General features: G+C 37.9%; 20 protein-coding genes. 3 read left to right on the top strand and 17 right to left on the bottom strand.

The window, feature by feature from the left end; translation table 11 throughout:
• Positions 1-6: 6 nt before the first annotated feature.
• The 3 genes from ODE14_RS16880 to lpxK all read right to left on the bottom strand — a co-directional run bounded on the left by ODE14_RS16880 (position 7) and on the right by lpxK (position 2,436).
• A complete protein-coding gene (locus tag ODE14_RS16880) occupies positions 7-522 on the bottom strand; it encodes a TlpA family protein disulfide reductase (protein ID WP_263602246.1) in 516 nt (171 codons plus the stop codon).
• An 80-nt stretch (positions 523-602) separates the two neighbouring features.
• A complete protein-coding gene (locus ODE14_RS16875) occupies positions 603-1,427 on the bottom strand; it encodes a purine-nucleoside phosphorylase (protein ID WP_248388400.1) in 825 nt (274 codons plus the stop codon).
• Positions 1,411-2,436, bottom strand: coding sequence for a tetraacyldisaccharide 4'-kinase (lpxK, locus tag ODE14_RS16870; protein ID WP_248388402.1), 1,026 nt, complete (start codon positions 2,434-2,436; stop codon positions 1,411-1,413). The genes ODE14_RS16875 and lpxK overlap by 17 nt, the downstream gene beginning before the upstream one ends.
• Positions 2,437-2,775: 339 nt before the next feature.
• Between lpxK and truA the strand changes: the two genes are divergently transcribed.
• From truA to ODE14_RS16855, 3 genes are all read left to right on the top strand, one after another.
• Positions 2,776-3,510, top strand: coding sequence for a tRNA pseudouridine(38-40) synthase TruA (truA, locus tag ODE14_RS16865; protein WP_409515140.1), 735 nt, complete (start codon positions 2,776-2,778; stop codon positions 3,508-3,510).
• Between the two features lie 130 nt (positions 3,511-3,640).
• Positions 3,641-5,401 carry an ABC transporter ATP-binding protein gene (locus ODE14_RS16860; protein WP_263602245.1) on the top strand — a complete coding sequence of 587 codons (1,761 nt, stop codon included), beginning with the start codon at positions 3,641-3,643 and terminating at the stop codon, positions 5,399-5,401.
• A 362-nt stretch (positions 5,402-5,763) separates the two neighbouring features.
• Positions 5,764-5,976, top strand: a complete 213-nt coding sequence (locus ODE14_RS16855) for a hypothetical protein (protein ID WP_072883545.1) — start codon at positions 5,764-5,766, stop codon at positions 5,974-5,976.
• A 53-nt stretch (positions 5,977-6,029) separates the two neighbouring features.
• Here ODE14_RS16855 and ODE14_RS16850 read toward each other — a convergent pair whose 3' ends face one another.
• The 14 genes from ODE14_RS16850 to rplK all read right to left on the bottom strand — a co-directional run bounded on the left by ODE14_RS16850 (position 6,030) and on the right by rplK (position 23,035).
• Positions 6,030-7,322: an MFS transporter gene (locus ODE14_RS16850; RefSeq protein ID WP_248388409.1), complete on the bottom strand. Its 1,293-nt coding sequence runs from the start codon at positions 7,320-7,322 to the stop codon at positions 6,030-6,032.
• A gap of 263 nt (positions 7,323-7,585) precedes the next feature.
• Complete coding sequence (locus ODE14_RS16845; protein ID WP_263602244.1) at positions 7,586-8,335, bottom strand: T9SS type A sorting domain-containing protein; 750 nt, start codon at positions 8,333-8,335, stop codon at positions 7,586-7,588.
• A 3-nt stretch (positions 8,336-8,338) separates the two neighbouring features.
• On the bottom strand, positions 8,339-8,866 hold the full coding sequence (locus ODE14_RS16840; RefSeq protein WP_248388413.1) for an ankyrin repeat domain-containing protein: 528 nt from the start codon (positions 8,864-8,866) through the stop codon (positions 8,339-8,341).
• Complete coding sequence (locus tag ODE14_RS16835; RefSeq protein ID WP_263602243.1) at positions 8,863-9,408, bottom strand: YceI family protein; 546 nt, start codon at positions 9,406-9,408, stop codon at positions 8,863-8,865. The genes ODE14_RS16840 and ODE14_RS16835 overlap by 4 nt, the downstream gene beginning before the upstream one ends.
• A 9-nt stretch (positions 9,409-9,417) precedes the next feature.
• Positions 9,418-9,756 (bottom strand): hypothetical protein, encoded by a 339-nt coding sequence (locus ODE14_RS16830; protein WP_263602242.1) that lies wholly within the window; start codon positions 9,754-9,756, stop codon positions 9,418-9,420.
• Between the two features lies 1 nt (position 9,757).
• Positions 9,758-10,603: a DUF5777 family beta-barrel protein gene (locus ODE14_RS16825; protein ID WP_248388417.1), complete on the bottom strand. Its 846-nt coding sequence runs from the start codon at positions 10,601-10,603 to the stop codon at positions 9,758-9,760.
• Positions 10,604-10,726: 123 nt separating this feature from the next.
• Positions 10,727-11,377 (bottom strand): Crp/Fnr family transcriptional regulator, encoded by a 651-nt coding sequence (locus ODE14_RS16820; protein WP_263602241.1) that lies wholly within the window; start codon positions 11,375-11,377, stop codon positions 10,727-10,729.
• A gap of 227 nt (positions 11,378-11,604) precedes the next feature.
• Positions 11,605-11,910, bottom strand: a complete 306-nt coding sequence (locus ODE14_RS16815) for a DUF3467 domain-containing protein (protein ID WP_029295596.1) — start codon at positions 11,908-11,910, stop codon at positions 11,605-11,607.
• An 89-nt stretch (positions 11,911-11,999) separates the two neighbouring features.
• Positions 12,000-16,265: a DNA-directed RNA polymerase subunit beta' gene (gene rpoC / locus ODE14_RS16810; RefSeq protein WP_248388421.1), complete on the bottom strand. Its 4,266-nt coding sequence runs from the start codon at positions 16,263-16,265 to the stop codon at positions 12,000-12,002.
• An 84-nt stretch (positions 16,266-16,349) separates the two neighbouring features.
• Complete coding sequence (gene rpoB, locus ODE14_RS16805; RefSeq protein ID WP_263602240.1) at positions 16,350-20,171, bottom strand: DNA-directed RNA polymerase subunit beta; 3,822 nt, start codon at positions 20,169-20,171, stop codon at positions 16,350-16,352.
• Between the two features lie 693 nt (positions 20,172-20,864).
• The gene (gene rplL / locus ODE14_RS16800) at positions 20,865-21,233 is read right to left on the bottom strand and encodes a 50S ribosomal protein L7/L12 (RefSeq protein WP_248388426.1); all 369 of its coding nucleotides are present in this window, start codon (positions 21,231-21,233) and stop codon (positions 20,865-20,867) included.
• A 46-nt stretch (positions 21,234-21,279) separates the two neighbouring features.
• A complete protein-coding gene (rplJ, locus tag ODE14_RS16795; RefSeq protein WP_263602239.1) occupies positions 21,280-21,867 on the bottom strand; it encodes a 50S ribosomal protein L10 in 588 nt (195 codons plus the stop codon).
• A gap of 17 nt (positions 21,868-21,884) precedes the next feature.
• Positions 21,885-22,577, bottom strand: a complete 693-nt coding sequence (gene rplA / locus ODE14_RS16790) for a 50S ribosomal protein L1 (RefSeq protein WP_072883535.1) — start codon at positions 22,575-22,577, stop codon at positions 21,885-21,887.
• Positions 22,578-22,588: 11 nt separating this feature from the next.
• Positions 22,589-23,035, bottom strand: coding sequence for a 50S ribosomal protein L11 (gene rplK / locus ODE14_RS16785; protein ID WP_034702033.1), 447 nt, complete (start codon positions 23,033-23,035; stop codon positions 22,589-22,591).
• Positions 23,036-23,101: the final 66 nt, after the last annotated feature.

Genomic DNA, 23,101 nt, shown 5'->3' with positions numbered 1-23,101 from the left:
GTCATTTTATTTCAATAAGAGATCAATGGTTGCCTGAATATCCGGATCTTCCGGCGAGATGGCGTAATATTTGGCAATGGCAGACTTCTGATCAATCACCATGTATCTCGGGATCCAGTTGAGATCGATATAGTTGTTGAAATCATTTTTCCAGCCGGAAGCGAACCAGTAATTTTCTTTGTCTTTCATATCAAATCGTTCCAGGCTTTTGTCAAAACCTTCTTTGGAACGGTCTAATGAAAGGAACACAAAATCGATATTTTTATTGCTGTCTTCTAATTCTTTGGCTTTCGGAAGCGCTTTTAAACAATCCCTGCACCAGCCCGCCCAGAAATCAAGCACTAAAACTTTTCCTTTATGCTGATCCAGGATCTGCTGTATGGTGACTGTTTTACCCTCTTCATTTTCAACCTTCTGAATTAATGCTTCTTTGGAAAAACTTGTTTTAAGAACTTCGGGAGCTTGTTGTGAACAGCCCAAACCGAAAATTCCTATCGTTAATAATAAAAACAGTTTCTTCATTTTAAAAATCGTTTCTGCAAATCTAAACAATGAAAAATAATTAGAAAGCCTCAGCCGGAAATTTGTACTATTGAAAAATTCTATAACGGTTGCGGATAGTTTTTAACGAGACCTTTTACCACCGTAATTACATTAGGCATTGCTTTATTGGCAGCATTCAGAACTTCTTCGTGAGAAACGGAGAACGCGATATCAGGTCCGCCCAGATCAGTAATTACGGAGATTCCAAAAACATTTATTCCCATGTGTCTGGCTACAATAACTTCCGGAACAGTACTCATTCCCACCATATCACCACCGATGGCTTTTATCATTCCGTATTCCGCAGGGGTTTCAAAAGTAGGTCCCTGCAGTGCCACATAGATTCCCTGGTGAATGTTGATATTATTTTCCGAGGCAACCTTTTCTGCCACTGAAATCATCTTTTTGCTGTATGCTTCGCTCATATCCACAAATCGTGGACCGAATGCATCAATATTTCTGCCACGAAGCGGATGTTCAGGCATCATGTTGATATGATCTTTGACGATGGCAATATCTGCAATTTTATATTCAGAGTTTACGCCGCCGGAAGCATTGGAAAGGATCAGATTTTTTATGCCTAGCAGATGAAAAACCCTGATCGGCAACACCACATTTTCCATAGAATGGCCTTCATAATAATGAAAGCGGCCGCTCATCATTAATACTTTTTTGCCTTCCAGCATTCCGTAGATTAATTTTCCGCTGTGGCCGGCAACTGTTGTTTGAGGAAACTCAGGGATTTCAGCATATTCCAGGGTATGAATTGTCTCTACCTCATCCTGGAGTTTTCCTAATCCCGAACCCAGAACGATGGCAAAATCAGGAGTATCGTTGATGACGCCTTGTATGAAGGCTGCTATTTTTTTAATTTTTTCTAACATAATCCAGGATGATTTGGTTAAATTCTTCCTTCTTATCTATTATTACATTGATAGGCCAGTAATAAACGATATCTCTTAAGTAATCAAAAGTTTTAAGGCGTACATAATCTTTTTCAGTGGTTAAAATCAACTTATATTCGCCCATCTTTTTATATTCTGCCACGATATTTTTAATATCCGCTTCCGTAAAGTTGTGATGATCTCTGAATTTCAAATGTTTTACTCTCTGCGAAAATTTAGCAAGATGGTTCAGTAAAGGTTTCGGATTTGCAATTCCTGTGATCAGAAGAATATCGTAATAATTCAGGTTGTTATCCGGAAGCATTTTTTCTTTCCCGTAAACATTTTCATCGTAACCTATAGATGAAAAAAATATTTTCTGACGTCCGGTAGGTCTTATTCTTGAAATATAATATTGCTTGGTTTCTTCAGTAAGTTCATCCGGACATTTGCTGACCATGATAATGTCTGCTCTTCCGGATCCGGCCCGTGACTCCCTCAAATCTCCTGCAGGAAGAAGATGATCTTTAAAATAAGGATCATTAAAATCGGTCATCATAATGGTGAATCCCGGTTTTATGGCTCTATGCTGCATCGCATCATCCAAAACCAGAACATCAAGGTCCATATCGGCAATTACCTTTTTGGCGCCGGGAACTCTCTCTTCGGAAACAGCAATAACAAAGCGGTTCTTAAAACGTTCGAACAATTGCATGGCTTCATCACCCACCATTTTATAATTGCTTTCATAATTGGTGACAGCATAGCCTTTTGTAAGCCTTCCATAGCCTCTGGAAAGGACTCCCGTTCTGTAATGTTTTGACAAAAACTGCGCAAGATACATTACCATAGGAGATTTTCCGCTTCCGCCTACAGAAAGGTTACCGACACAAATGATCGGTGTTTTGAATTTTGTTGACTTAAAGATTCCCAGATCATACATTGTGTTTCGGATACCCGTTACCATGCGATAACCTAGGGAAAAGGGATAAAGGTACCATCTTTTCATACCTTGCAAAAATAGGAATTTTCGTATGGATTTAGCTTACTATGGTACTTACTTTTCGAGATTTATTTTAAATAAATATTTAAAAGTATTCAATCTGAATTCAAACTGCAATTATTTAAACATTAAGATTTTAAAAGGTTTTGAGAGAATTAAGGAAATATCTTTGATATTTTATAGGGCGCGGCGCTACTTGTTTTACTTGTCAACCTTTACCATTTCTTTTTTAATTTTAATTTCTTGTGTCTTTATTGAAAATTTCAGGAAAAGTTGAAAGCGGTTTCTAAATTGTGTTGATGATTATCATTAATTAAAGTAATTTTGCTTACTTATTTTATCACAGTGAGGTATTTTATAGAATTTTCCTACAACGGCAAGAATTATTTCGGATATCAGATCCAGCCCAATGCTGTTTCTGTACAGGAAGAAATGGAGAAGGCACTTTCCACAATATTAAGAGAAGAAATTAAAACTACCGGCGCAGGAAGGACGGACACCGGCGTGCATGCCAAGAAAATTTTCGCACATTTTGAAACCGAGAAAGTTCTTGACGAAGATCTGCCAAGAAAATTAAACAGTTTTCTTCCGGCGGACATTTCGGTGAAAAGAATTTTTCCGGTGAAAGATGATTTTCATGCAAGATTTGATGCTACCTACAGAACTTACGAATATTATATCTCTCTGGAAAAAAACCCGTTCACGGAAGAATCTGCCTGGCAGCACTGGAGAAGACCGCTTGACATTAATAAAATGAATGAAGCCTGTAGCATTTTATTTGAATATGAAGACTTTACCAGCTTTGCCAAACTTCATACCGATAATAAAACCAACCTCTGTAAAATCTATAAGGCAGGATGGGAACAAAACGGGAGTGAGCTAAAATTTACTGTTTCAGCGAACCGTTTTCTGAGAAACATGGTAAGAGCCATTGTAGGAACGATGGTAGAAATAGGTGCCGGAAAATTACAGCCTGAAGACCTCCGTAAAGTCATTGAAAACAAAAACAGAAACTCAGCGGGTACTTCTGCCCCGGCTCACGGATTATATCTTGTTGATGTGGGCTATGATTTTGAATAATTAATCTATATCATAAATGACAGCGATCTGAAATTTTCTATGACTATTTCTATAGCTGGTAAAGATTGTCAAATTTTAAAATCTTATTTTTGCATAGAATTTCAATATAATTCTTTCTTCAATTCGTACAATGAAAAAACAAGATACCTGGGGAATTATCAAAAGGCTGTTCTTTATCGGAATGAAATTCCGTTCGTGGTTCATCCTTACGCTGATCATCTCCATCATACTGGCTATGGTTTCTACCTACAGGCCTTACCTCACCATGGAAGTGGTAGATAACGACATCACCAAGCTGAAAGACAAGGCTTTAATGATGAAGCATATCTACATTTTGGTAGGTCTGGTTTTCACAGAAACTGTTTTAAATTTTTTCCTGGTTTATTTTTCCAATTATATTTCACAGAATGTGATCCGGGATATCAGACAGAGACTTTATAATAAACTTATTTATTTTAAAACTTCATTCTTCGATAAAACACCAATCGGGCAGCTGGTGACAAGAGCAGTAGGAGACGTTGAAACTATTGCCACGGTGTATACGGATGGTTTCCTGATGGTTTTCGGGGATGTTCTGAGAATTCTTTTTGTGTTGGTGATGATGTTCAGTACCAATGTTCATCTCAGCTACATTACGCTGGCTATTCTTCCTTTAATGGTTGTTATTACTCGATTTTTTCAGAAAAGACTTAAAAAAGCATTCGGGGATGAAAGAAACTGGACGTCTAACCAGAACTCATTTGTTCAGGAAAGACTGGCCGGAATGTCGATCATTCAGGTGTTCAACAGGCAGGAATCTGAATTTAAAAAGTTTGATGAAATCAATATCACGCTAAAAGGCGCATTACTGAGAACGGTTTTTATTTTTTCCTTATTCTTCCCGGTGGTTGAATTAATCTCTTCGCTTTTCATCGGATTTATCCTCTTTTATGGAGGCTACATCACCATCAGTGCCGGAGTGGTTATAGCATTTATCCAGTATATTTCTATGCTGATCCGTCCTTTAAGACAGATTGCAGACCGGTTCAACAATATCCAGCGGGGTATCGTAGGAGCTGAAAGAGTATTGGGATTAATGGATGAGGAAAATTCGATGCCGAATACAGGAACCGTACAGAAAGATCATTTTGAAGGAAAAATTGAATTCAGAAATGTACATTTTGCTTATGATGAAAAGCAGGAAGTATTAAAGGGAATTGATTTTAAAGTAAATCCGGGCGAGACTGTCGCTATTGTTGGTGCTACCGGAGCGGGAAAATCCACGATTATCAGCCTGATCACCAGATTGTATGACATTAATTCAGGAAATATCATTATTGACGATGTGGATCTTAAAGATTATGAACTCTATTGCCTCCGAAGTCATATTGGTGTAGTGCTACAGGATGTTTTCCTGTTCCACGGAAGTATTTTTGAAAATCTTTCGTTTGGTGATAATTCCATTACGCTTGAGCAGATCAAAGCCGGAGCAAAGGAAATTGAAGTTGACGAGTTTATTGAAAGCCTTCCGGGAGGTTATGATTATGTAGTGAGTGAAAGAGGTTCTTCCATCTCCCTGGGTCAGAGACAGCTTTTATCATTCCTGAGAGCATATCTTTCAGATCCTAAAATCCTGATTCTCGATGAAGCGACCTCATCTATTGACCATGAAAGTGAGAAACTGATCCAGCGAGCCACGGAAAAAATCACAAAAAACAGAACGTCCATTATCATTGCACACAGGCTTTCCACTATTGAAAAGGCAGACAAAATTATCGTTATGGAGCACGGTAAAATTGTGGAAGAAGGAAAGCATCTTGAACTTCTGGATAAAAACGGATATTATGCTACCTTGTACAAGGCCCAGCTGAGACATGAAATTGAACTGGAAGAAGAGGATAGCAAAAAATAATACAATGAAATCTATATAGAATAAAAGGTTAGAATCTCAGGTGATTTTAACCTTTTTTGTTTTAATTCATATTTATTTTGTGTATTAATTGATCGGTTAGCCAGGTACAAAGCTTATTTTAAAGGACTTTTCATATTATAAAATTTTTTGTTTAATTTTTTTGTTCGGTAATAACATTATTCAATTCATGAAAAATTTATTAAAATGATTTAAAAACAAATAATTCATTGCTAAAATTATAAGCATTTCTTATTTTTATATAGAAAAATTCATTATCTTTATACTGATTTTCATTTACACCCCTTAATTTTGGTAGGGTGTTTGATATAAAAGTATAGTTTTAATTAAAATCCAAAAAATAGATGAAAAATATCCAAGACGAATTTCAGGTTTTTAAAGATGAATTGAGAAAGTTGAATATTGAGGTTCAGAAAGTGGTAAAAGTTGGAAATGGCAGTATGGATTTCCATGAAGTTTTTTACAAATCGCCGAGATATGAAGATGTAAAGAGCGTATATGTTCAGAGACATAATCTGGATAATATCCTCCAAAAATTTAAGCAAGCCTATCATTAAATAGAACCCGCGGCTCAGATTCTCTGAGCCGCGGGTCTTTTATATATTCTGTTTTAATCTTTATCAAGAGAAGATGTTTTCTTCGTGTCTCCCATTCTTGAGTAAACGATCAGTGAAAAGAAAATACAGCCGGTAATATACCAATAAAAATAATGCTCTACATGCTGCTGTTTAAACCATAATGCCAGATATTCTGCCGTTCCTCCGAAAACCGCTACCGTCAATGCATATGGAAGCCCGACTCCCAAAGCTCTTACTTCAGACGGGAAAAGCTCAGCCTTTACGACTGCATTGATAGATGTATAACCACTTACAATAATTAGTGCAGCCATGATCAGAAAGAAAGCACCCCACATGGAAGTGGTCGTACTTAAAGCGTCCAGCAGCGGATAAGTGAATACTGTTCCCAAGATCCCGAAACCCAGCAGCAAAGGTCTTCTTCCTATTCTATCCGAGAGGGCTCCAAAAAGAGGCTGCAGACAGGCAAAAATAAAGAGCGAAACAAAAGAGATCAATGTAGAATCTTCTTTTGTAAGATGAACGGTATTTACCAGAAATTTCTGCATGTAAGTAGTATAGGTATAGAATGCAAGCGTTCCGCCTAAGGTGAGACCTACTACTGTCAGTAGTGCTTTAGGATGTTTCAGTAATTCTTTTATAGTCCCTTTTTTATTTTCCTCTATCTTTTTTTTACTTTCAAAAGCTTCCGTTTCGTGGAGATTTGCTCTCAGGTACAACGCAATCACGGAAAGCAGTGCCCCGATGACGAAAGGAATTCTCCAGCCCCAGTTTTCAAGCTGGCTTTCCGTAAGTAATATTTTTTGTAAAATCAGCTGAATTCCGAGTGCGATGAGCTGTCCGCCAATCAAAGTCACATACTGAAAACTGGAATAAAATCCGCGTCTGTCGGAAGTTGCCATTTCACTGAGGTAAGTTGCAGATACACCATATTCTCCTCCCACACTGAGACCTTGCAGAAGACGTGCTGTTAATAAAAGTAACGGAGCCAAAACTCCTATTGCATCATACGTTGGTGTTACTGCAATCAGCAACGATCCGAAAGACATGAGCAATACTGAAAACGTCATGGCTTTTTTCCGTCCGATCCGATCTGCAATACTTCCGAAAAGCCAACCACCAACAGGGCGCATAAGAAAGCCAACGGCAAAAATTCCCGCTGTGTTCAGCAGTTGTGCCGTCATATCAGAATCGGGGAAGAAAGAGTTTGAGAAGTAAATGGCAAATGCGGCGTACGCATACCAGTCGTACCATTCAACAAGATTTCCGATGGATCCGCCTACAATAGCTTTTATTCTCCCGGCGGTAGTGATTTGAGTAGTTTTCATGCCGGAAAGATATTTCTTTTTCGATATATGTAAAAGATGGTTGAGTAAAATTTGCAATGAAAGTGGCTTGACGATAATAATTATTTATCTGAATGTCTATTGCTGCAAAGCTAAAGACGGCTTTATTCACGTAAAAACAAATAACGTCTGAAAAATTAAACTGATAAAAATATCCAAAAAAACTGTAGTAAGTATGGGTAATGATGGGATAAATTTCGGGGCGGCAAAGTCACGCCTGAAATTATTTGTAAAGAGTTTTGTTATTATTCTTTAATAAGCTGTTCAAAAGTAGTTGATCCGTCTTTTAAAGTGATTTCCAGATAATAACTTCCGGATTTCAAATCTGAAATATTGATTTCTTTCCCATCCACTTTCACGGTTCTGATTTTTCTTCCTGCAGAATCAAAGATGTCTGCCGATTTGATCTTATCAGCATTTTTGAAGCTTACCGTTTCTTTTGCAGGATTAGGATACAGCATTATCTTCTGTTTTTCCGCTACAACTTCTCCTGTTGCCAGCGCTGAAGCTCTGGTGAGAGTAGCATAGTCTCTTAAAGAACCATGATAAGCAAGACCTAATGCACCAGCTCTTCTTGCATAGAAAATATCAATATTTGAATTGGTGTTGGACAATGCGAAATCTCCTGCACCTCCTGCTAAGCTTCTGGTGGCTATAACCGTTCTTGTACTTCCGGAAACCGTGTCCGATGTTACAGTCCAATCCTGGGAAGAGTCAGCAGAAGGAGTTACACCTATTCCACTAAATGTGTAATCCCTGTTTGCAGAAGAATTATAAATAAATCCGTCTGCTCCGGAGGCCATTCCACTTGTTCCAAAACCTATGGCCAGCATGGAATTGCTGTCTCCTGTGAGTACCAGAGTCACTGTAGTAGGATTGGTAACGATTCTTACTGTCATACCTGTAGTCGGCAGACTTATTGTTCCTGTCGAAAAAGTCTGTGCTCCGATCAAAGATGCCAGAGCCATTGATAAAGTAAGTAAAACTTTTTTCATATGTTAATTTTTTAAGAGATTAATGATTTCTTTATTATTGGTCTGCAAGGCATACTCGAAAGGAGTCATTCCCTGTGAATCTTTTAAGGTTTTATCAGCTTTGTATTTTAGTAACAGTTCGGTTAATTCTTTATTACCGGACTTTACTGCCCAAAATAGCGGAGTTATTCCTGTGGCATCAGCAATATTAGGATTCGCATTTTTCTTCAGAATATATTCTACCAATTCTTTATTGTATCTAAAGGCGAGTCCGGCGAGAGCGGTACCTTCCCTGCTTTTATAATTTACATCTTTTACATGATCAATCAGAAATTTGGCCACCTCAACATTTCCTCTATAGCATGCAAGAATGAGTGGTGAGAATCCGTTTTCATTGGTTTGGTTAATGACATCCGGGTCCTTTTTCATAAGTTCTTTTACTTCCTCAACAGTTCCGGTACGGGCGACATCAAAAATTGATTTTGCGTTGTCCTGGGCAAATGTCAAAGTAAGTCCCAGGAATATACTTAATATTATAATGATCTTTTTCATTGTTTAACCAAAATATAATTATATTCAACATTCACTGTTTCCGCTACTTTTTTCATTACCATTTTAGGGATTGTCACTTTATGATCCGCAGCTTTTACCGTAAATCCTCCTGACATAAAAATTTTTCCGTCTTTGGCATATATTGTTGCAGTTGAGGTGTAAGCCTTTGCCACTCCGTGGAAATTAAGAGTTCCCTGAACCGTAAATTTCTGAGGTGAAGCCGTAAGTTTCGACTTATCAAAATTCACAATTTTACCGGTAAATGTAGTTTTTGGAAATTTAGCCGTTTCTGCATAGCTTTCATTAAAATGCTCTTCCATGAGTTTGGTTTTAAAATGAAAGTTTTTAACCACTGAAACAGAGGCAACATCTCCGTTATCGGCGTTGAGAACAACAATATTATTGTCGTCCTGTGCAAATACATCTTCAAAAAGAGGAACTGAGGCTTCAAAGGTCACTTTTCCTGTTTTAGACATATATTTTTGGGCAAAAAACAAGTTGCCCGTTATCATTAACATGATGAAAATAATCAGCTTTTTCATAATAGATATTTAGTTTTCGGAAAGGCCGTCGGCTTTCCATTTGGTGATGATATTGATTTGTGCAGGTGACAAACTTCCGCCCTGCGGCATTTTCAGAGGATCTCCATTGGGCCTGCTGATTCGGTCTATAATATTATTGATATTATTTTTCACCTGATTATAATTGGTCAAAGCCTGAGCACCGGGAGAATGGCAACTCACACAGTTGGCATCAATAATTGCTTTAACATCTTTATTATAAGTTACTTTTTCAGCAATAGGCGTATTATCCGAGATCTCTTCATAGGTTCTGCTTTCACAGGCAATAAATACTGCTGCCGTTGAAATGATATATACAAACTTTTTCATATTAAAAAACTCTATAAAGATTAAATCCGAAGAAAATCTGTCCTTTTTCCCACTTTCCCGTAGCATTGGTGAGATACCCAATATCTGAATTGATTTGCGAATTGGTAAACAACAGTTGAAAAACGTGGCCTCCCGTTTCAATATCCATCCCTACGGACAGAGGATTTTTATAAAAACTGTGGTTATCAAAATTCACGAAATATTCTGCATTAATCGATATTCTTTTTGAAATCTTGTATCTTCCCCCGATACCTGCCAGAAACTGATCTTTATCTTCAATTGTCGGTTCGTAAAGATTTTTATGAACATAAGAAGGAGTTAGCTGCAGTGAAAAATCATCATTAAATCTTCTGGAAATCAAAGCCTGAGTAAGATAAGAAAGTCTGTCTGCGAACTTTAAATGAGGATAATTATCCGTGCTCAGATCTGTATTTACGGCCAATACATTGTACCCTACAATATCCACCGGGAAATTATCATTTTGCTTCACCAATCTGTATTTTGCGCCGCCCTCAAAAGTTTTCTGATTGGTTTCTCTTGATAAATTTAATGATAGCCAGTCTGTAGCTCCATAAATAACCCCAAGTTTGGTTGAGGCATCATCCAGTCCGAAAAAATCTTTGAAGCCTTTGCTTACATCACCAAAACGGTGTGCCACAACAATGTACCACTCTTTTTTTGCGGGTAATTTAGTAGATTGTCCGGTTACAATCTGCAATGCCTTAAAAGCAGGCTGGGAAGTATCGGTATTTTTTGTTTGAATGGTGTCAATATCTTTCAGCAGATCCTCCTGTGCAAAGGTGAAACCTGAGATCAATACCGACAAAAATAGTAAGGTTTTTGTCATACAATTTCTATTAAAGTTTAGTATGACAAACTTATATACTTATGCTATCAAAAGTGCGTGATAAAAGTCACCGACCGGATTGTTTTTATCAATCAAATTGTTAAATTAATTAAATATAATTTATTAGCCTTGTATAACATTTTCATTAAGAGGTAATTTTATGCCTTCTTTGGTTTGTGAAATGTCGCCTTCATTCTCAATTTTTTTCAAAACACGGCTTACTACTTCTCTGGAAGTCCCCAGATTGCTTGCTATTTCGCGATGGGTAAGTTTTATAGGATTACAGCCGGTGATTGAAATCTGCTGCCGGATATAATTTAATACTCTTTTATCAAGTCTGTGAAAAACGGCATCGTTTACCATACTCATGACGTCTGAAAATCTTTTGTCATATTCATGGTAAAAAACACGATTGATTTCCGGATATGCAATCAGCCAATCGTGGATTATTGATACCGGAACAAGCATGATTTCAGAATCTTCTTCTGCTACGGCATATACCCTGCTGATATAGTCTGTAAAAATAGATGAAAAAGTCATCAGACAGCTATCATTAGTTCTGATGTAATAATAAATAAGTTCACGGCCGTCATTTAAAGTAAAAACCCTTACAGACCCTTTAATGAGAAAGGGTACAAATTTGTTTTTCTGACCTTCACGAATAATTTCAGTCTTTGCCTTTACTTCTGTGACGACTGCATTTTTATTAAGTTCACCTAAAAATTGTTCGCCTAAAAAACCAAATTTATTACGAACAAACTGATTATTTACCATATCCTAATACCATATCTTGAAGCAAAGATATAAAATTGTGACATGGATTTTATATTTTTTTAATCTATTAATAAGAATTATAAAATAATAGGAAATTACAAACAATATACAATTCTAATTAGTAGCAACGTATGAAATAAAGCATTTATATCATATAACAGCAATCTATCAGCATAAAAAAATGCCCCATTAAAAATGGAGCACTTCTGTATGTTTATGAGTAAATCTTAAGCGTTTACGTTGTTTCCTCCTAATACGAAAGGTTCAACTTCTTTGATTTCTCCGAATTGTTGCTCATAGTTAGCAATATTCTGTTGAAGAGCAGAAAGTACTCTTTTTGCGTGAAGTGGAGCAAGGATAACTCTTGATCTTACTTTCGCTTGCTGTACACCCGGCATTAACTGGATGAAATCTACTACAAACTCAGATGGAGAGTGGTTTACCAAAGCTAAATTAGCATAGATACCAGCCGCTACCATTTCGTTTAATTCGATGTTGATGTTTCCGTCTTGTGGGTTTTGATTGTTGTCCATTTGTTATAAATTATATTTTAAAAAATTCGAAATTTGAGATTGTGAAAGTATAAAAATAATTTCAAACCTCAAATTTCAAATTATAAATTTTAGTTAAGATCTTCGAATTCTTTCTTAGAACCAACGATTACATTCTGGTATTCTTTAAGACCTGTACCTGCAGGAATTCTGTGTCCTACAATTACATTTTCTTTAAGACCGTGCAGATCATCAACCTTACCTGCAACTGCTGCTTCATTAAGAACTTTCGTTGTTTCCTGGAACGATGCGGCAGACATGAATGATTTAGTCTGAAGAGCTGCTCTCGTAATACCCTGCAATACTGGCGTTGCCGTAGCTGGTAAAGCTTCTCTTACTTCCACTAAAGCCTGATCTTCACGCTTTAACTTAGAGTTTTCGTCTCTTAATTCTCTTGCCGTAATCATCTGACCCGGTTTGAATACTTTAGAATCTCCCGCCTCTACTACAACTTTAAGACCGAATACTCTGTTGTTTTCTTCCAAGAAATCATATTTATGTTCAAGAGCACCTTCAAGGAACTGAGTATCACCTCCGTCAACGATAGATACTTTCGTCATCATCTGTCTTACGATGATTTCGAAGTGCTTGTCGTCAATTTTTACCCCTTGTAAACGGTAAACTTCCTGAATTTCATTTACCAAATATTCCTGAACAGCTGTTGGGCCTTTGATTCTCAAGATATCGTCCGGTGTGATAGATCCGTCAGAAAGTGGCGAACCAGCTCTTACGAAGTCATTCTCCTGTACAAGGATCTGGTTGGATAATTTAACCAAATAAATTTTTCTCTCCCCAGTTTTAGCTTCAACGATCAATTCACGGTTACCTCTCTTGATTTTTCCGTAAGAAACTACCCCGTCGATTTCTGTAACCACCGCTGGGTTTGAAGGGTTTCTTGCTTCGAATAATTCGGTAACTCTCGGAAGACCTCCGGTGATATCCCCTGCTTTTGCAGATTTTCTAGGGATTTTAATTAAGACTTTACCAGCCTTAATTTTTTCACCATCGTTTACCATTAAGTGGGCTCCTACCGGTAAGTTGTATGCTTTCTGCTCAACTCCTTTAGAATCTACCACTTTTAATGTTGGTACGGCTTTCTTATTTCTGGATTCAGAAATTACTTTCTCTTCAAATCCTGTCTGTTCGTCAATTTCCAATTGGAATGAAACCCCCTGGATGATATCTTCGTATTCTACCTTACCTGCTGTTTCAGCAATAATAACGGCGTTATACGGATCCCATCTACAGATTACATCTCCTTTTTTCACTTTATCACCAGGTTTTACTGCTAATATGGAACCATAAGGTACGTTGGCTACCATTAATGGTGTTCTTGACTCATTATCAGCAACCAATCTGAATTCCGTTGAACGGGAAACAACCACTTCAGCAGTATTACCGTTTTCATCTTCAGAAGTAATGGTTCTTACTTCATCCATTTCAACGATACCGTCTCTTCTTGCAACGATTGATGGGTTTTCTGATACGTTTCCTGCAGTACCCCCTTGGTGGAATGTTCTCAACGTAAGCTGAGTTCCCGGTTCCCCGATGGATTGTGCTGCAATTACACCTACCGCTTCACCCATGTGAATCATTTTACCTGTTGCTAAGTTTCTACCGTAACATTTCGCACAGATACCTTTCTTAGCTTCACAAGTTAATGGTGAACGAACTTCAACAGCTTCTAATCCTGCTTCCTCGATTCTCTTAGCTAATGCTTCAGAGATTACCTGGTCAGCTTCAGCGATTAGTTCATCACTTTCAGGATCGTAAATATTATGTAAAGAAACTCTACCTAAGATTCTTTCGGAGATTTTTTCAACGATCTCGTCATTTTTCTTAAGTGCAGTAACTTCTGTTCCTCTTAACGTTCCACAGTCTTCTTCTGTAACGATAACGTCCTGTGCAACGTCTACCAATCTTCTCGTTAAGTAACCGGCATCGGCCGTCTTAAGAGCGGTATCCGCAAGACCTTTACGGGCACCGTGGGTAGAGATAAAGTATTCTAGGATGGAAAGACCTTCTTTAAAGTTTGCAAGAATCGGGTTTTCAATGATCTCCGCTCCGGTAGAACCGGCTTTCTGCGGTTTTGCCATCAAACCTCTCATCCCTGATAACTGACGGATCTGTTCCTTAGAACCCCTCGCCCCGGAATCAAGCATCATGTATACAGAGTTGAAACCACCCTGATCAACTTTCATTCTGCTCATGATCATCTCCGTTAATCCTGCGTTGGTGTTTGTCCAAACGTCGATTACCTGGTTATAACGTTCTGTATCGGTAATTAGACCCATGTTATAGTTGGCTCTAATTTCGTCTACAGTTTCGATTGATTGTGCAATCATCTGCTTTTTCTCAACAGGAACTACAATATCACCTAATGAGAAAGAAAGACCTCCTTTGAATGCGTTTGAGTAACCTAAGTCTTTCATCGCATCAAGGAACTTCACAGTGGTAGGGAAATCCGTATCAGCAAGGATCTTACCGATAACGTTTCTTAATGATTTCTTCGTTAAAAGCTCATTAATATATCCTACCTGTTTCGGTACAATCTGGTTAAACAAAATTCTACCTACAGAAGTTTCGATCAGTCTTGTAACGATTTCACCGTCTTCTTTAACCGGAAGTCTACATCTTACTTTAGCATTTAAAGATACTCTTCCTTCAGCATAAGCGATTTCCGCTTCTTCAGGAGAATAGAATGCAAGACCTTCGCCTTTTACTTTCATATCTTCTGTAGAGCTCAATTCTTTGGTCATGAAATAAAGACCAAGAACCATGTCCTGAGAAGGTACCGTAATTGGAGAACCGTTTGCTGGGTTCAAGATGTTCTGAGAACCTAACATCAATAACTGAGCTTCAAGGATTGCTTCTGGGCCTAACGGTAAGTGTACCGCCATCTGGTCACCGTCGAAATCCGCGTTGAATGCTGTCGTTACCAATGGGTGAAGCTGAATTGCCTTACCTTCGATCATCTTAGGCTGGAATGCCTGAATACCCAGTCTGTGAAGCGTAGGTGCCCTGTTCAATAGTACCGGGTGACCTTTCATCACGTTTTCAAGGATATCATATACTACAGGTTCTTTTCTGTCGATGATTCTCTTTGCAGATTTTACGGTCTTTACAATTCCTCTTTCAATCAGTTTTCTGATAATGAACGGTTTGTAAAGTTCAGCAGCCATATCTTTAGGAATACCACATTCGTGAAGCTGTAAGTTCGGACCTACAACAATTACAGAACGCGCAGAGTAATCTACCCTTTTCCCTAATAAGTTCTGACGGAAACGACCTTGCTTACCTTTCAATGAATCTGAAAGGGATTTCAATGGTCTGTTAGATTCAGATTTTACAGCTGAAGATTTTCTTGTATTATCGAATAATGAATCTACTGATTCCTGAAGCATACGCTTCTCGTTTCTCAAGATTACTTCAGGAGCTTTAATCTCCAATAATCTCTTCAAACGGTTGTTTCTGATAATAACTCTTCTGTAAAGGTCATTCAAATCGGAAGTTGCGAAACGTCCACCATCCAACGGAACCAATGGTCTTAATTCCGGCGGAATAACTGGAAGCACACGCATAATCATCCACTCAGGCTTGTTGATCATTCTTGTATTAGCACCTCTTAATGCTTCTACAACGTTCAATCTTTTTAAAGCCTCAGTTCTTCTTTGTTTTGAACCTTCATTGTGAGCTTTATGTCTTAAATCGAAAGACAATGCATCAAGATCGATTCTTTTTAATAACTCCTCAACAGCTTCAGCACCCATTTTAGCGATGAATTTGTTTGGATCGGAATCATCAAGATATTGATTCTCAATTGGAAGAGTTTCCATGATATCAAGATACTCTTCTTCTGTCAAGAATTCCATATTCTCGAAATCGGAACCGTCTAATTTTTTAGCAATCCCCTGCTGAATCACTACATATCTTTCGTAGTAGATGATCATATCCAATTTCTTGGAAGGAATTCCTAAAAGGTAACCGATTTTGTTCGGTAAAGAACGGAAATACCAGATGTGAGCAATTGGAACTACCAAATTGATATGTCCGATTCTCTCTCTACGTACTTTTTTCTCCGTAACCTCTACTCCACAACGGTCACAAACGATCCCTTTGTAACGAATTCTCTTGTATTTACCACAAGCACATTCGTAATCTTTTACGGGACCGAAGATTTTTTCACAGAACAAACCATCTCTTTCAGGCTTATGCGTTCTGTAGTTAATGGTTTCCGGCTTAAGAACCTCCCCTCTCGATTCCTGAAGAATCGATTCCGGAGAAGCTAAACCGATGGTTATTTTATTAAATCTACTTGATTTATTTTTATTTGACATTTGTTAGATTTTAAATTTTAGATTTTAGATTTTAGATTAATTTCAGAATGTCTCCATTCAGCATTGATAATTTAAAATTTAAAATTATTCCTCTAGTCTTACGTCTAATCCAAGACCTTGTAACTCATGAAGTAGTACATTGAATGATTCCGGAATACCTGGTTCAGGCATCGATTCACCTTTAGCAATGGCTTCGTAAGTTTTCGCTCTACCAATTACGTCATCCGACTTCACGGTAAGGATCTCTCTCAGGATATTTGATGCTCCGAATGCTTCAAGAGCCCAAACCTCCATCTCTCCGAATCTCTGACCTCCGAACTGAGCTTTACCTCCTAACGGCTGCTGAGTAATCAATGAGTATGGACCGATCGAACGTGCGTGCATCTTATCATCAACCATGTGTCCTAATTTCAACATGTAGATCACACCCACTGTCGCTGCCTGTGTAAATCTTTCTCCGGTACCACCATCATAAAGATAGGTGTGACCAAATTTAGGAAGACCTGCTTTCTCAGTATATTCAGTGATCTGATCAAGACTTGCTCCGTCGAAGATTGGTGTCGCGAACTTCAATCCTAATTTCTGACCAGCCCATCCAAGAACGGTTTCATAGATCTGACCGATGTTCATACGTGAAGGTACTCCAAGTGGATTCAATACGATATCTACCGGTGTTCCGTCTTCAAGGAATGGCATATCTTCTTCACGAACGATTCTTGAAACGATACCTTTGTTACCGTGACGTCCTGCCATTTTATCTCCTACGTTCAGCTTACGTTTCTTAGCGATGTAAACTTTAGCCAACTTCATGATACCTGCAGGAAGTTCATCTCCGATTGAAATTGCGAATTTCTCACGGTTTTTAACCCCTTGAATATCGTTGTACTTGATTTTGTAGTTGTGAATTAATTGTTTGATTAATTCATTTTTATCGTTATCAACCGTCCAGTCTGAACCGCTAACGTTTACATAATCTTCAACTGAAGTCAATAATTTGTGAGTAAACTTCACTCCTTTACCGATGATTTCCTCATCAAGGTCATTTTTAACCCCTTGAGAAGTTTTACCGCTTACGAGTGTATTTAATTTTTCAATTAAAGTGTTTCTCAAATCATCAAACTTAGCTTTGTAAGTGTTTTCAATTTCTTCAAGCTTAAGTTTTTCTTCAGTTCTTTTCTTTTTATCTTTAATGTTTCTTGAGAACAATTTCTTGTCGATCACAACACCTCTTAATGAAGAATCTGCTTTTAATGAAGCATCTTTTACATCACCAGCTTTGTCACCGAAAATCGCTCTAAGAAGTTTTTCTTCAGGAGTCGGGTCAGATTCACCTTTTGGAGTGATTTTACCAATCATGATATCTCCAGGCTTCACTTCAGCACCGATTCTGATCATACCGTTCTCGTCAAGATCTTTAGTAGCTTCTTCAGAAACGTTTGGAATATCTGCTGTAAGCTCTTCCATACCTAATTTGGTATCACGAACTTCAAGAGAATATTCATCTACGTGGATTGAAGTAAACCAGTCTTCACGAACAACTTTTTCGTTGATTACGATCGCATCCTCGAAGTTGTATCCTTTCCAAGGCATGAACGCAACCACTAAGTTTCTACCAAGAGCCAATTCTCCTTTTTCAGTAGCATACCCGTCGCAAAGTACCTGTCCTTTTTCCACTACGTCACCTACTCTTACATTTGGTCTTAGGGTAATGGTTGTACTTTGGTTGGTTTTTCTAAACTTAGTTAAGTTATATGTTTTAGTAGCAGACTCGAATTGTACTAAATCTTCGTCTTCGCTTCTTTCATATTTAATTACGATTCTGTCAGCATCAACATACTCTACAGTTCCTGTACCTTCAGCGTTAATCAAAATTCTTGAATCTCTTGCAACCTGCTGCTCAAGCCCTGTACCCACTACCGGAGCCTGTGGCTTCAATAGAGGAACTGCCTGACGCATCATGTTAGATCCCATCAATGCACGGTTAGCATCATCATGCTCCAGGAACGGAATCAATGAAGCTGAAATACCGGAAATCTGGTTTGGTGCTACATCAATAAGATTAACCTGAGAAGGTTCAACTACCGGATAATCACCATCCAATCTTGCAATAATTCTGTCTGTTAAGAAGTCACCATTATCACTCAATTCAACGTTTGCCTGAGCAATTACTTTATCTTCTTCATCTTCAGCATTTAAGTAGATAGGATCAGCATTAAGATCAATCTTGCTGTCTGCTACTTTTCTATACGGCGTTTCTATGAAACCAAGTCTGTTGATTTTAGCATAAATACCTAAAGATGAAATCAAACCGATGTTCGGTCCTTCCGGAGTTTCGATCGGACAAATTCTTCCGTAGTGCGTATGGTGAACGTCTCGAACCTCGAAACCTGCTCTTTCTCTTGATAAACCTCCAGGCCCTAGTGCAGAAAGTCTACGCTTGTGCGTGATTTCTGAAAGCGGGTTGGTCTGGTCCATGAACTGAGAAAGCTGGTTGGTACCAAAGAACGAGTTGATTACTGATGTTAACGTTTTAGCATTAACAAGATCAAGCGGAGTAAAGATTTCGTTATCTCTAACGTTCATTCTTTCCTTGATTGTTCTTGCAATTCTTGAAAGACCTACACCGAACTGTCCTGCCAACTGCTCACCAACCGTTTTAATTCTTCTGTTTGATAAGTGGTCGATATCATCAACTTCAGCTTTAGAATTTACCAATTCGATCAAGTGTCTTACGATCGCGATGATATCTTCTTTGGTAAGAACCTCAGTTGTCGTAGGAATATTAAGACCTAATTTTTTATTTAGTCTGTAACGTCCAACTTCACCTAATGAATATCTTTGCTCAGAGAAGAATAATTTTTCAATGATTCCTCTTGCTGTTTCTTCATCTGGCGGATCTGCATTTCTTAACTGACGATAGATGTACTCTACCGCTTCTTTTTCAGAGTTGGTAGGGTCTTTCTGTAATGTATTCTGGATGATAGAGAATTCATTGCTGTTTTCTTTGTGAATCAGGATTGATTTCACACCAGCATCAAGAATAAGATCTAAATGTTCTTTTTCAAGAATAGTTTCTCTGTCTAAGATGATCTCGTTTCTTTCGATAGAAACTACTTCACCTGTATCTTCGTCTACGAAATCTTCAAACCAAGTGTTCAAAACTCTCGCAGCTAATGTTCTTCCTTCTACTTTTTTAAGGGCAGCTTTAGAAACTTTCACTTCCTCAGCAAGGTCGAAGATCTGAAGGATATCCTTATCAGATTCGTATCCGATTGCTCTTAATAAAGTTGTTAATGGTAACTTTTTCTTACGGTCGATATACGCGTACATAACGCTGTTGATATCGGTTGTAAATTCCATCCAAGATCCTTTAAAAGGAATGATTCTTGAATAATATAATTTGGTTCCGTTTGCGTGGTACGTCTGTCCGAAGAATACACCAGGCGAACGGTGTAACTGGGTAACGATAACTCTCTCAGCACCATTGATGATGAAAGATCCACTAGGAGTCATATAAGGAACCGGACCTAAGTATACATCCTGAACTACGGTTTGGAAATCCTCGTGTTCTGGGTCTGTACAATACAATTTAAGCCTTGCTTTAAGAGGAACTGAATAAGTCAATCCTCTTTCCACACACTCATCGATTGAATAACGCGGAGAATCTACCAGATAATCCAGGAATTCCAACACAAATTGGTTTCTGGAATCCGTAATCGGGAAGTTTTCCTGAAAAGTCTTGTAAAGACCTTCATTCGTTCTGTCTTCAGGAAGCGTATCAAGCTGGAAAAACTCTCTAAAAGACTCGATCTGGATGTCCAGGAAGTCAGGAGTGATGATTTTTCCTTTTGCTGACGAGAAATTAATTCTCGGCGTTCCCTTAGTTGTTGCTGTTGTTTTACTCATAAAACTTTTAAGAAAGGGTTAAAAAATATTTTGATTTATTAAAAAATATCAGGAGCTGAAAAAGAGAATTATGAAAAGATAAAGACTTCAAATGTTGGCGCTATTAGAAATTGTCTTTGCTCTTTTACATTCTTAAGATCTGATCCTAACTGCAACACTGGTATATCTTTTCACAGCGTAATGCAAAATATTTTTTACTTTTGAAGCGGAAAGCCATAATATCTATATACAACAAAGCCCTTTCATAATATGAAAGAGTTGATTCACAGTATATTATTGATTTATAAACAAATTTTCGCGCCAAAAGAGAATGCAAATTTACAAAAACTTATCCACATTTACAATTTTTATTAAATAATTTAGTTTTAATGAGTTGAGTATTTGCTAATGTGAAATTCTTACACTCCATAAAAAAAATTCTTTGAATTTTGACATTCCTATCGGAGGAGCTAACAGGGTTTCTTTAGTGATCATAAGGATTTATTTGTGTAAAGGCTAAAATCTCAACCATTGCACAAATAGCACTAGCCCCGATAGAAGCAATTGTTTGAGCTCATTTTTCTTTGTTTTGGCTCGGCGGCTTTGCCGCCGGGCCGAAACAAAGAAAAATAGCGAGTGCGGATAGCGGGATTAAGCTCCTCAACAAAAAAAGCCCGGACAATGTCCAGGCTTTATATCTATAGAGAAATTGAATTACTTCACTTCTACTTCAGCACCAGCTTCTTCTAATTGCTTCTTAAGCGCTTCAGCTTCGTCTTTAGAGATACCTGTTTTGATTGGAGCAGGAGCACCATCTACGATATCTTTAGCTTCTTTAAGACCAGCACCAGTTAAATCTTTTACCAATTTAACGATCGCTAATTTAGAAGCACCTGCAGACTTAAGAATTACGTCGAATTCAGTTTTTTCTTCAGCAGCTTCAGCAGCACCTCCACCTGCAACTACAACTGCAGCAGCAGCTGGCTCAATTCCGTACTCATCCTTAAGGATAGCAGCTAATTCGTTTACGTCTTTTACTGTTAAGTTTACTAGCGTTTCAGCTAAATTTTTTAAATCTGACATTGTTGTAATGTTTTTGTTGATTATTTATTTAATTTTTTGAGTGTAATTATTCAGCAGCTGGAGCCTCACCTTCGGCAGCTGGAGTTTCTGGAGTTTCAGCAGCCGGAGCTTCTTCAACTGCAGGTGCAGCTTCTTCAGCTTGAGCTTCTGTACCTTCAGATTTGTTTTGAAGAGCAGAAACAACTCTCTGGATTGGAGACTGAAGTAATCCGATGATTTCACCGATCATTTCTTCTCTAGACTTGATACTAACTAAGGCATCAAGGTTGTTGTCACCAAGGTAGAAAGTTTCCTGTACGAAAGCTGATTTCAATGCAGGTTTTTCTTCTTTCTTTCTGAAGTCTTTGATTAATTTTGCAGGAGCGTTAGCTGTTTCAGCAATCATTAATGCAGAGTTTCCTTTGAAAGTTTCGAACATTTCAGAGAAATCTACTCCATCAATCTGCTCCATTGCTTTTTGCAAAAGTGTATTTTTCACCACTTTCACTTTGATATTTTGCTTGAAAGCCTGTCTTCTGAATTCAGAAGATTTAGCCGCGTTCAAACCGTCCAGATCAGCTACATATACTACTTTAGCATCCTGAAGCAAATCTTTGATCTCTTGTATCGCTACAACTTTTTGGTCTTTTGTCATTGTCTTAGGATTTAGTATTAGTTAATAGCTTTAGTATCGATTGCAATACCAGGACTCATTGTAGAAGATAAATAGATAGACTTCACATAAGTACCTTTAGCAGCAGTTGGCTTCATTTTGATCAAAGTAGAGATCAATTCCTGAGCATTTTCCTTGATTTTAGCAGCATCAAAAGATACTTTACCAATACCAGCGTGGATAATTCCGTATTTGTCTACTTTAAAGTCAATTTTACCTGCTTTTACTTCAGTTACTGCCTTACCAATTTCCATGGTTACAGTTCCTGATTTTGGGTTCGGCATTAAACCTCTTGGTCCTAATACTCTACCTAATGGTCCTAATTTACCCATTACAGCCGGCATTGTAACGATAACGTCAACATCTGTCCAACCTTCTTTGATTTTTTGTAAATATTCATCAAGACCTACATAGTCAGCTCCTGCTTCTTTAGCTTCTGCTTCTTTATCCGGAGTTACTAAAGCCAACACTTTAACATCTTTACCAGTACCGTGAGGAAGAGATACAACACCTCTCACCATTTGGTTTGCTTTTCTTGGATCTACCCCTAATCTTACAGCGATATCTACAGAAGCATCAAACTTTGCAGTGTTTACTTCTTTTACAAGAGCTGCACCTTCTTCAAGGTTATAGATTCTTCCTTTTTCTACTTTGCTTAAAGCTTCCTTTTGCTTTTTAGTTAATTTTGCCATTTCTTTAAGTATTAAGCGTTAAAAGTTGGTTTAGTTCCTGTTACTCTTAATCCCATAGATCTAGCAGTACCTGCAACCATAGAAACTGCAGAATCCATTGTAAAGCAGTTAAGGTCAGTCATTTTATCTTCAGCGATTTTCTTCACTTGATCCCAAGATACAGAACCCACTTTGTTTCTGTTTGGTTCTCCGGAACCACCCTTGATCTTAGCCGCATCCATTAACTGGATTGCTGCAGGAGGAGTTTTAATTACGAATTCAAAAGATTTGTCTTCGTATACTGTAATTACTACAGGTAAAACTTGTCCCGGCTTATCTTGAGTTCTTCCGTTAAATTGCTTACAAAACTCCATGATGTTCACACCTGCAGAACCCAAAGCTGGACCTACTGGTGGAGAAGGGTTAGCTGCGCCACCTTTCACCTGAAGCTTTACCATTTTAAAGACTTTTTTAGCCATTGTTTGTTTTTTAAATTTGAATAATTAATGAGTTTGGAAGCATTATTATTCAGTAGGTTACCCATT

It is taken from the genome of Chryseobacterium sp. PET-29, assembly GCF_025736815.1.
GTDB classification, from domain to species: domain Bacteria; phylum Bacteroidota; class Bacteroidia; order Flavobacteriales; family Weeksellaceae; genus Chryseobacterium; species Chryseobacterium nepalense.
Note: the sequence above shows the minus strand (reverse complement) of the source record. Positions and strands in the feature narration are given on the sequence as shown.

Excerpts from the sequence above, each read along its gene's own strand:
- ODE14_RS16850 (WP_248388409.1), bottom strand. The coding sequence starts at position 7,322 with ATGAAAACTACTCAAATCACTACCGCCGGGAGAATAAAAGCTATTGTA.
- ODE14_RS16840 (WP_248388413.1), bottom strand. The coding sequence starts at position 8,866 with ATGAAAAAGATCATTATAATATTAAGTATATTCCTGGGACTTACTTTG.
- ODE14_RS16830 (WP_263602242.1), bottom strand. The coding sequence starts at position 9,756 with ATGAAAAAGTTTGTATATATCATTTCAACGGCAGCAGTATTTATTGCC.
- rplA (WP_072883535.1), bottom strand. The coding sequence starts at position 22,577 with ATGGCAAAATTAACTAAAAAGCAAAAGGAAGCTTTAAGCAAAGTAGAA.
- ODE14_RS16820 (WP_263602241.1), bottom strand. The coding sequence starts at position 11,377 with ATGGTAAATAATCAGTTTGTTCGTAATAAATTTGGTTTTTTAGGCGAA.
- ODE14_RS16860 (WP_263602245.1), top strand. The coding sequence starts at position 3,641 with ATGAAAAAACAAGATACCTGGGGAATTATCAAAAGGCTGTTCTTTATC.
- ODE14_RS16845 (WP_263602244.1), bottom strand. The coding sequence starts at position 8,335 with ATGAAAAAAGTTTTACTTACTTTATCAATGGCTCTGGCATCTTTGATC.
- rpoC (WP_248388421.1), bottom strand. The coding sequence starts at position 16,265 with ATGTCAAATAAAAATAAATCAAGTAGATTTAATAAAATAACCATCGGT.
- rpoB (WP_263602240.1), bottom strand. The coding sequence starts at position 20,171 with ATGAGTAAAACAACAGCAACAACTAAGGGAACGCCGAGAATTAATTTC.
- ODE14_RS16815 (WP_029295596.1), bottom strand. The coding sequence starts at position 11,910 with ATGGACAACAATCAAAACCCACAAGACGGAAACATCAACATCGAATTA.
- ODE14_RS16855 (WP_072883545.1), top strand. The coding sequence starts at position 5,764 with ATGAAAAATATCCAAGACGAATTTCAGGTTTTTAAAGATGAATTGAGA.
- ODE14_RS16825 (WP_248388417.1), bottom strand. The coding sequence starts at position 10,603 with ATGACAAAAACCTTACTATTTTTGTCGGTATTGATCTCAGGTTTCACC.
- rplL (WP_248388426.1), bottom strand. The coding sequence starts at position 21,233 with ATGTCAGATTTAAAAAATTTAGCTGAAACGCTAGTAAACTTAACAGTA.
- rplK (WP_034702033.1), bottom strand. The coding sequence starts at position 23,035 with ATGGCTAAAAAAGTCTTTAAAATGGTAAAGCTTCAGGTGAAAGGTGGC.
- ODE14_RS16835 (WP_263602243.1), bottom strand. The coding sequence starts at position 9,408 with ATGAAAAAGCTGATTATTTTCATCATGTTAATGATAACGGGCAACTTG.
- ODE14_RS16875 (WP_248388400.1), bottom strand. The coding sequence starts at position 1,427 with ATGTTAGAAAAAATTAAAAAAATAGCAGCCTTCATACAAGGCGTCATC.
- rplJ (WP_263602239.1), bottom strand. The coding sequence starts at position 21,867 with ATGACAAAAGACCAAAAAGTTGTAGCGATACAAGAGATCAAAGATTTG.
- lpxK (WP_248388402.1), bottom strand. The coding sequence starts at position 2,436 with ATGAAAAGATGGTACCTTTATCCCTTTTCCCTAGGTTATCGCATGGTA.
- ODE14_RS16880 (WP_263602246.1), bottom strand. The coding sequence starts at position 522 with ATGAAGAAACTGTTTTTATTATTAACGATAGGAATTTTCGGTTTGGGC.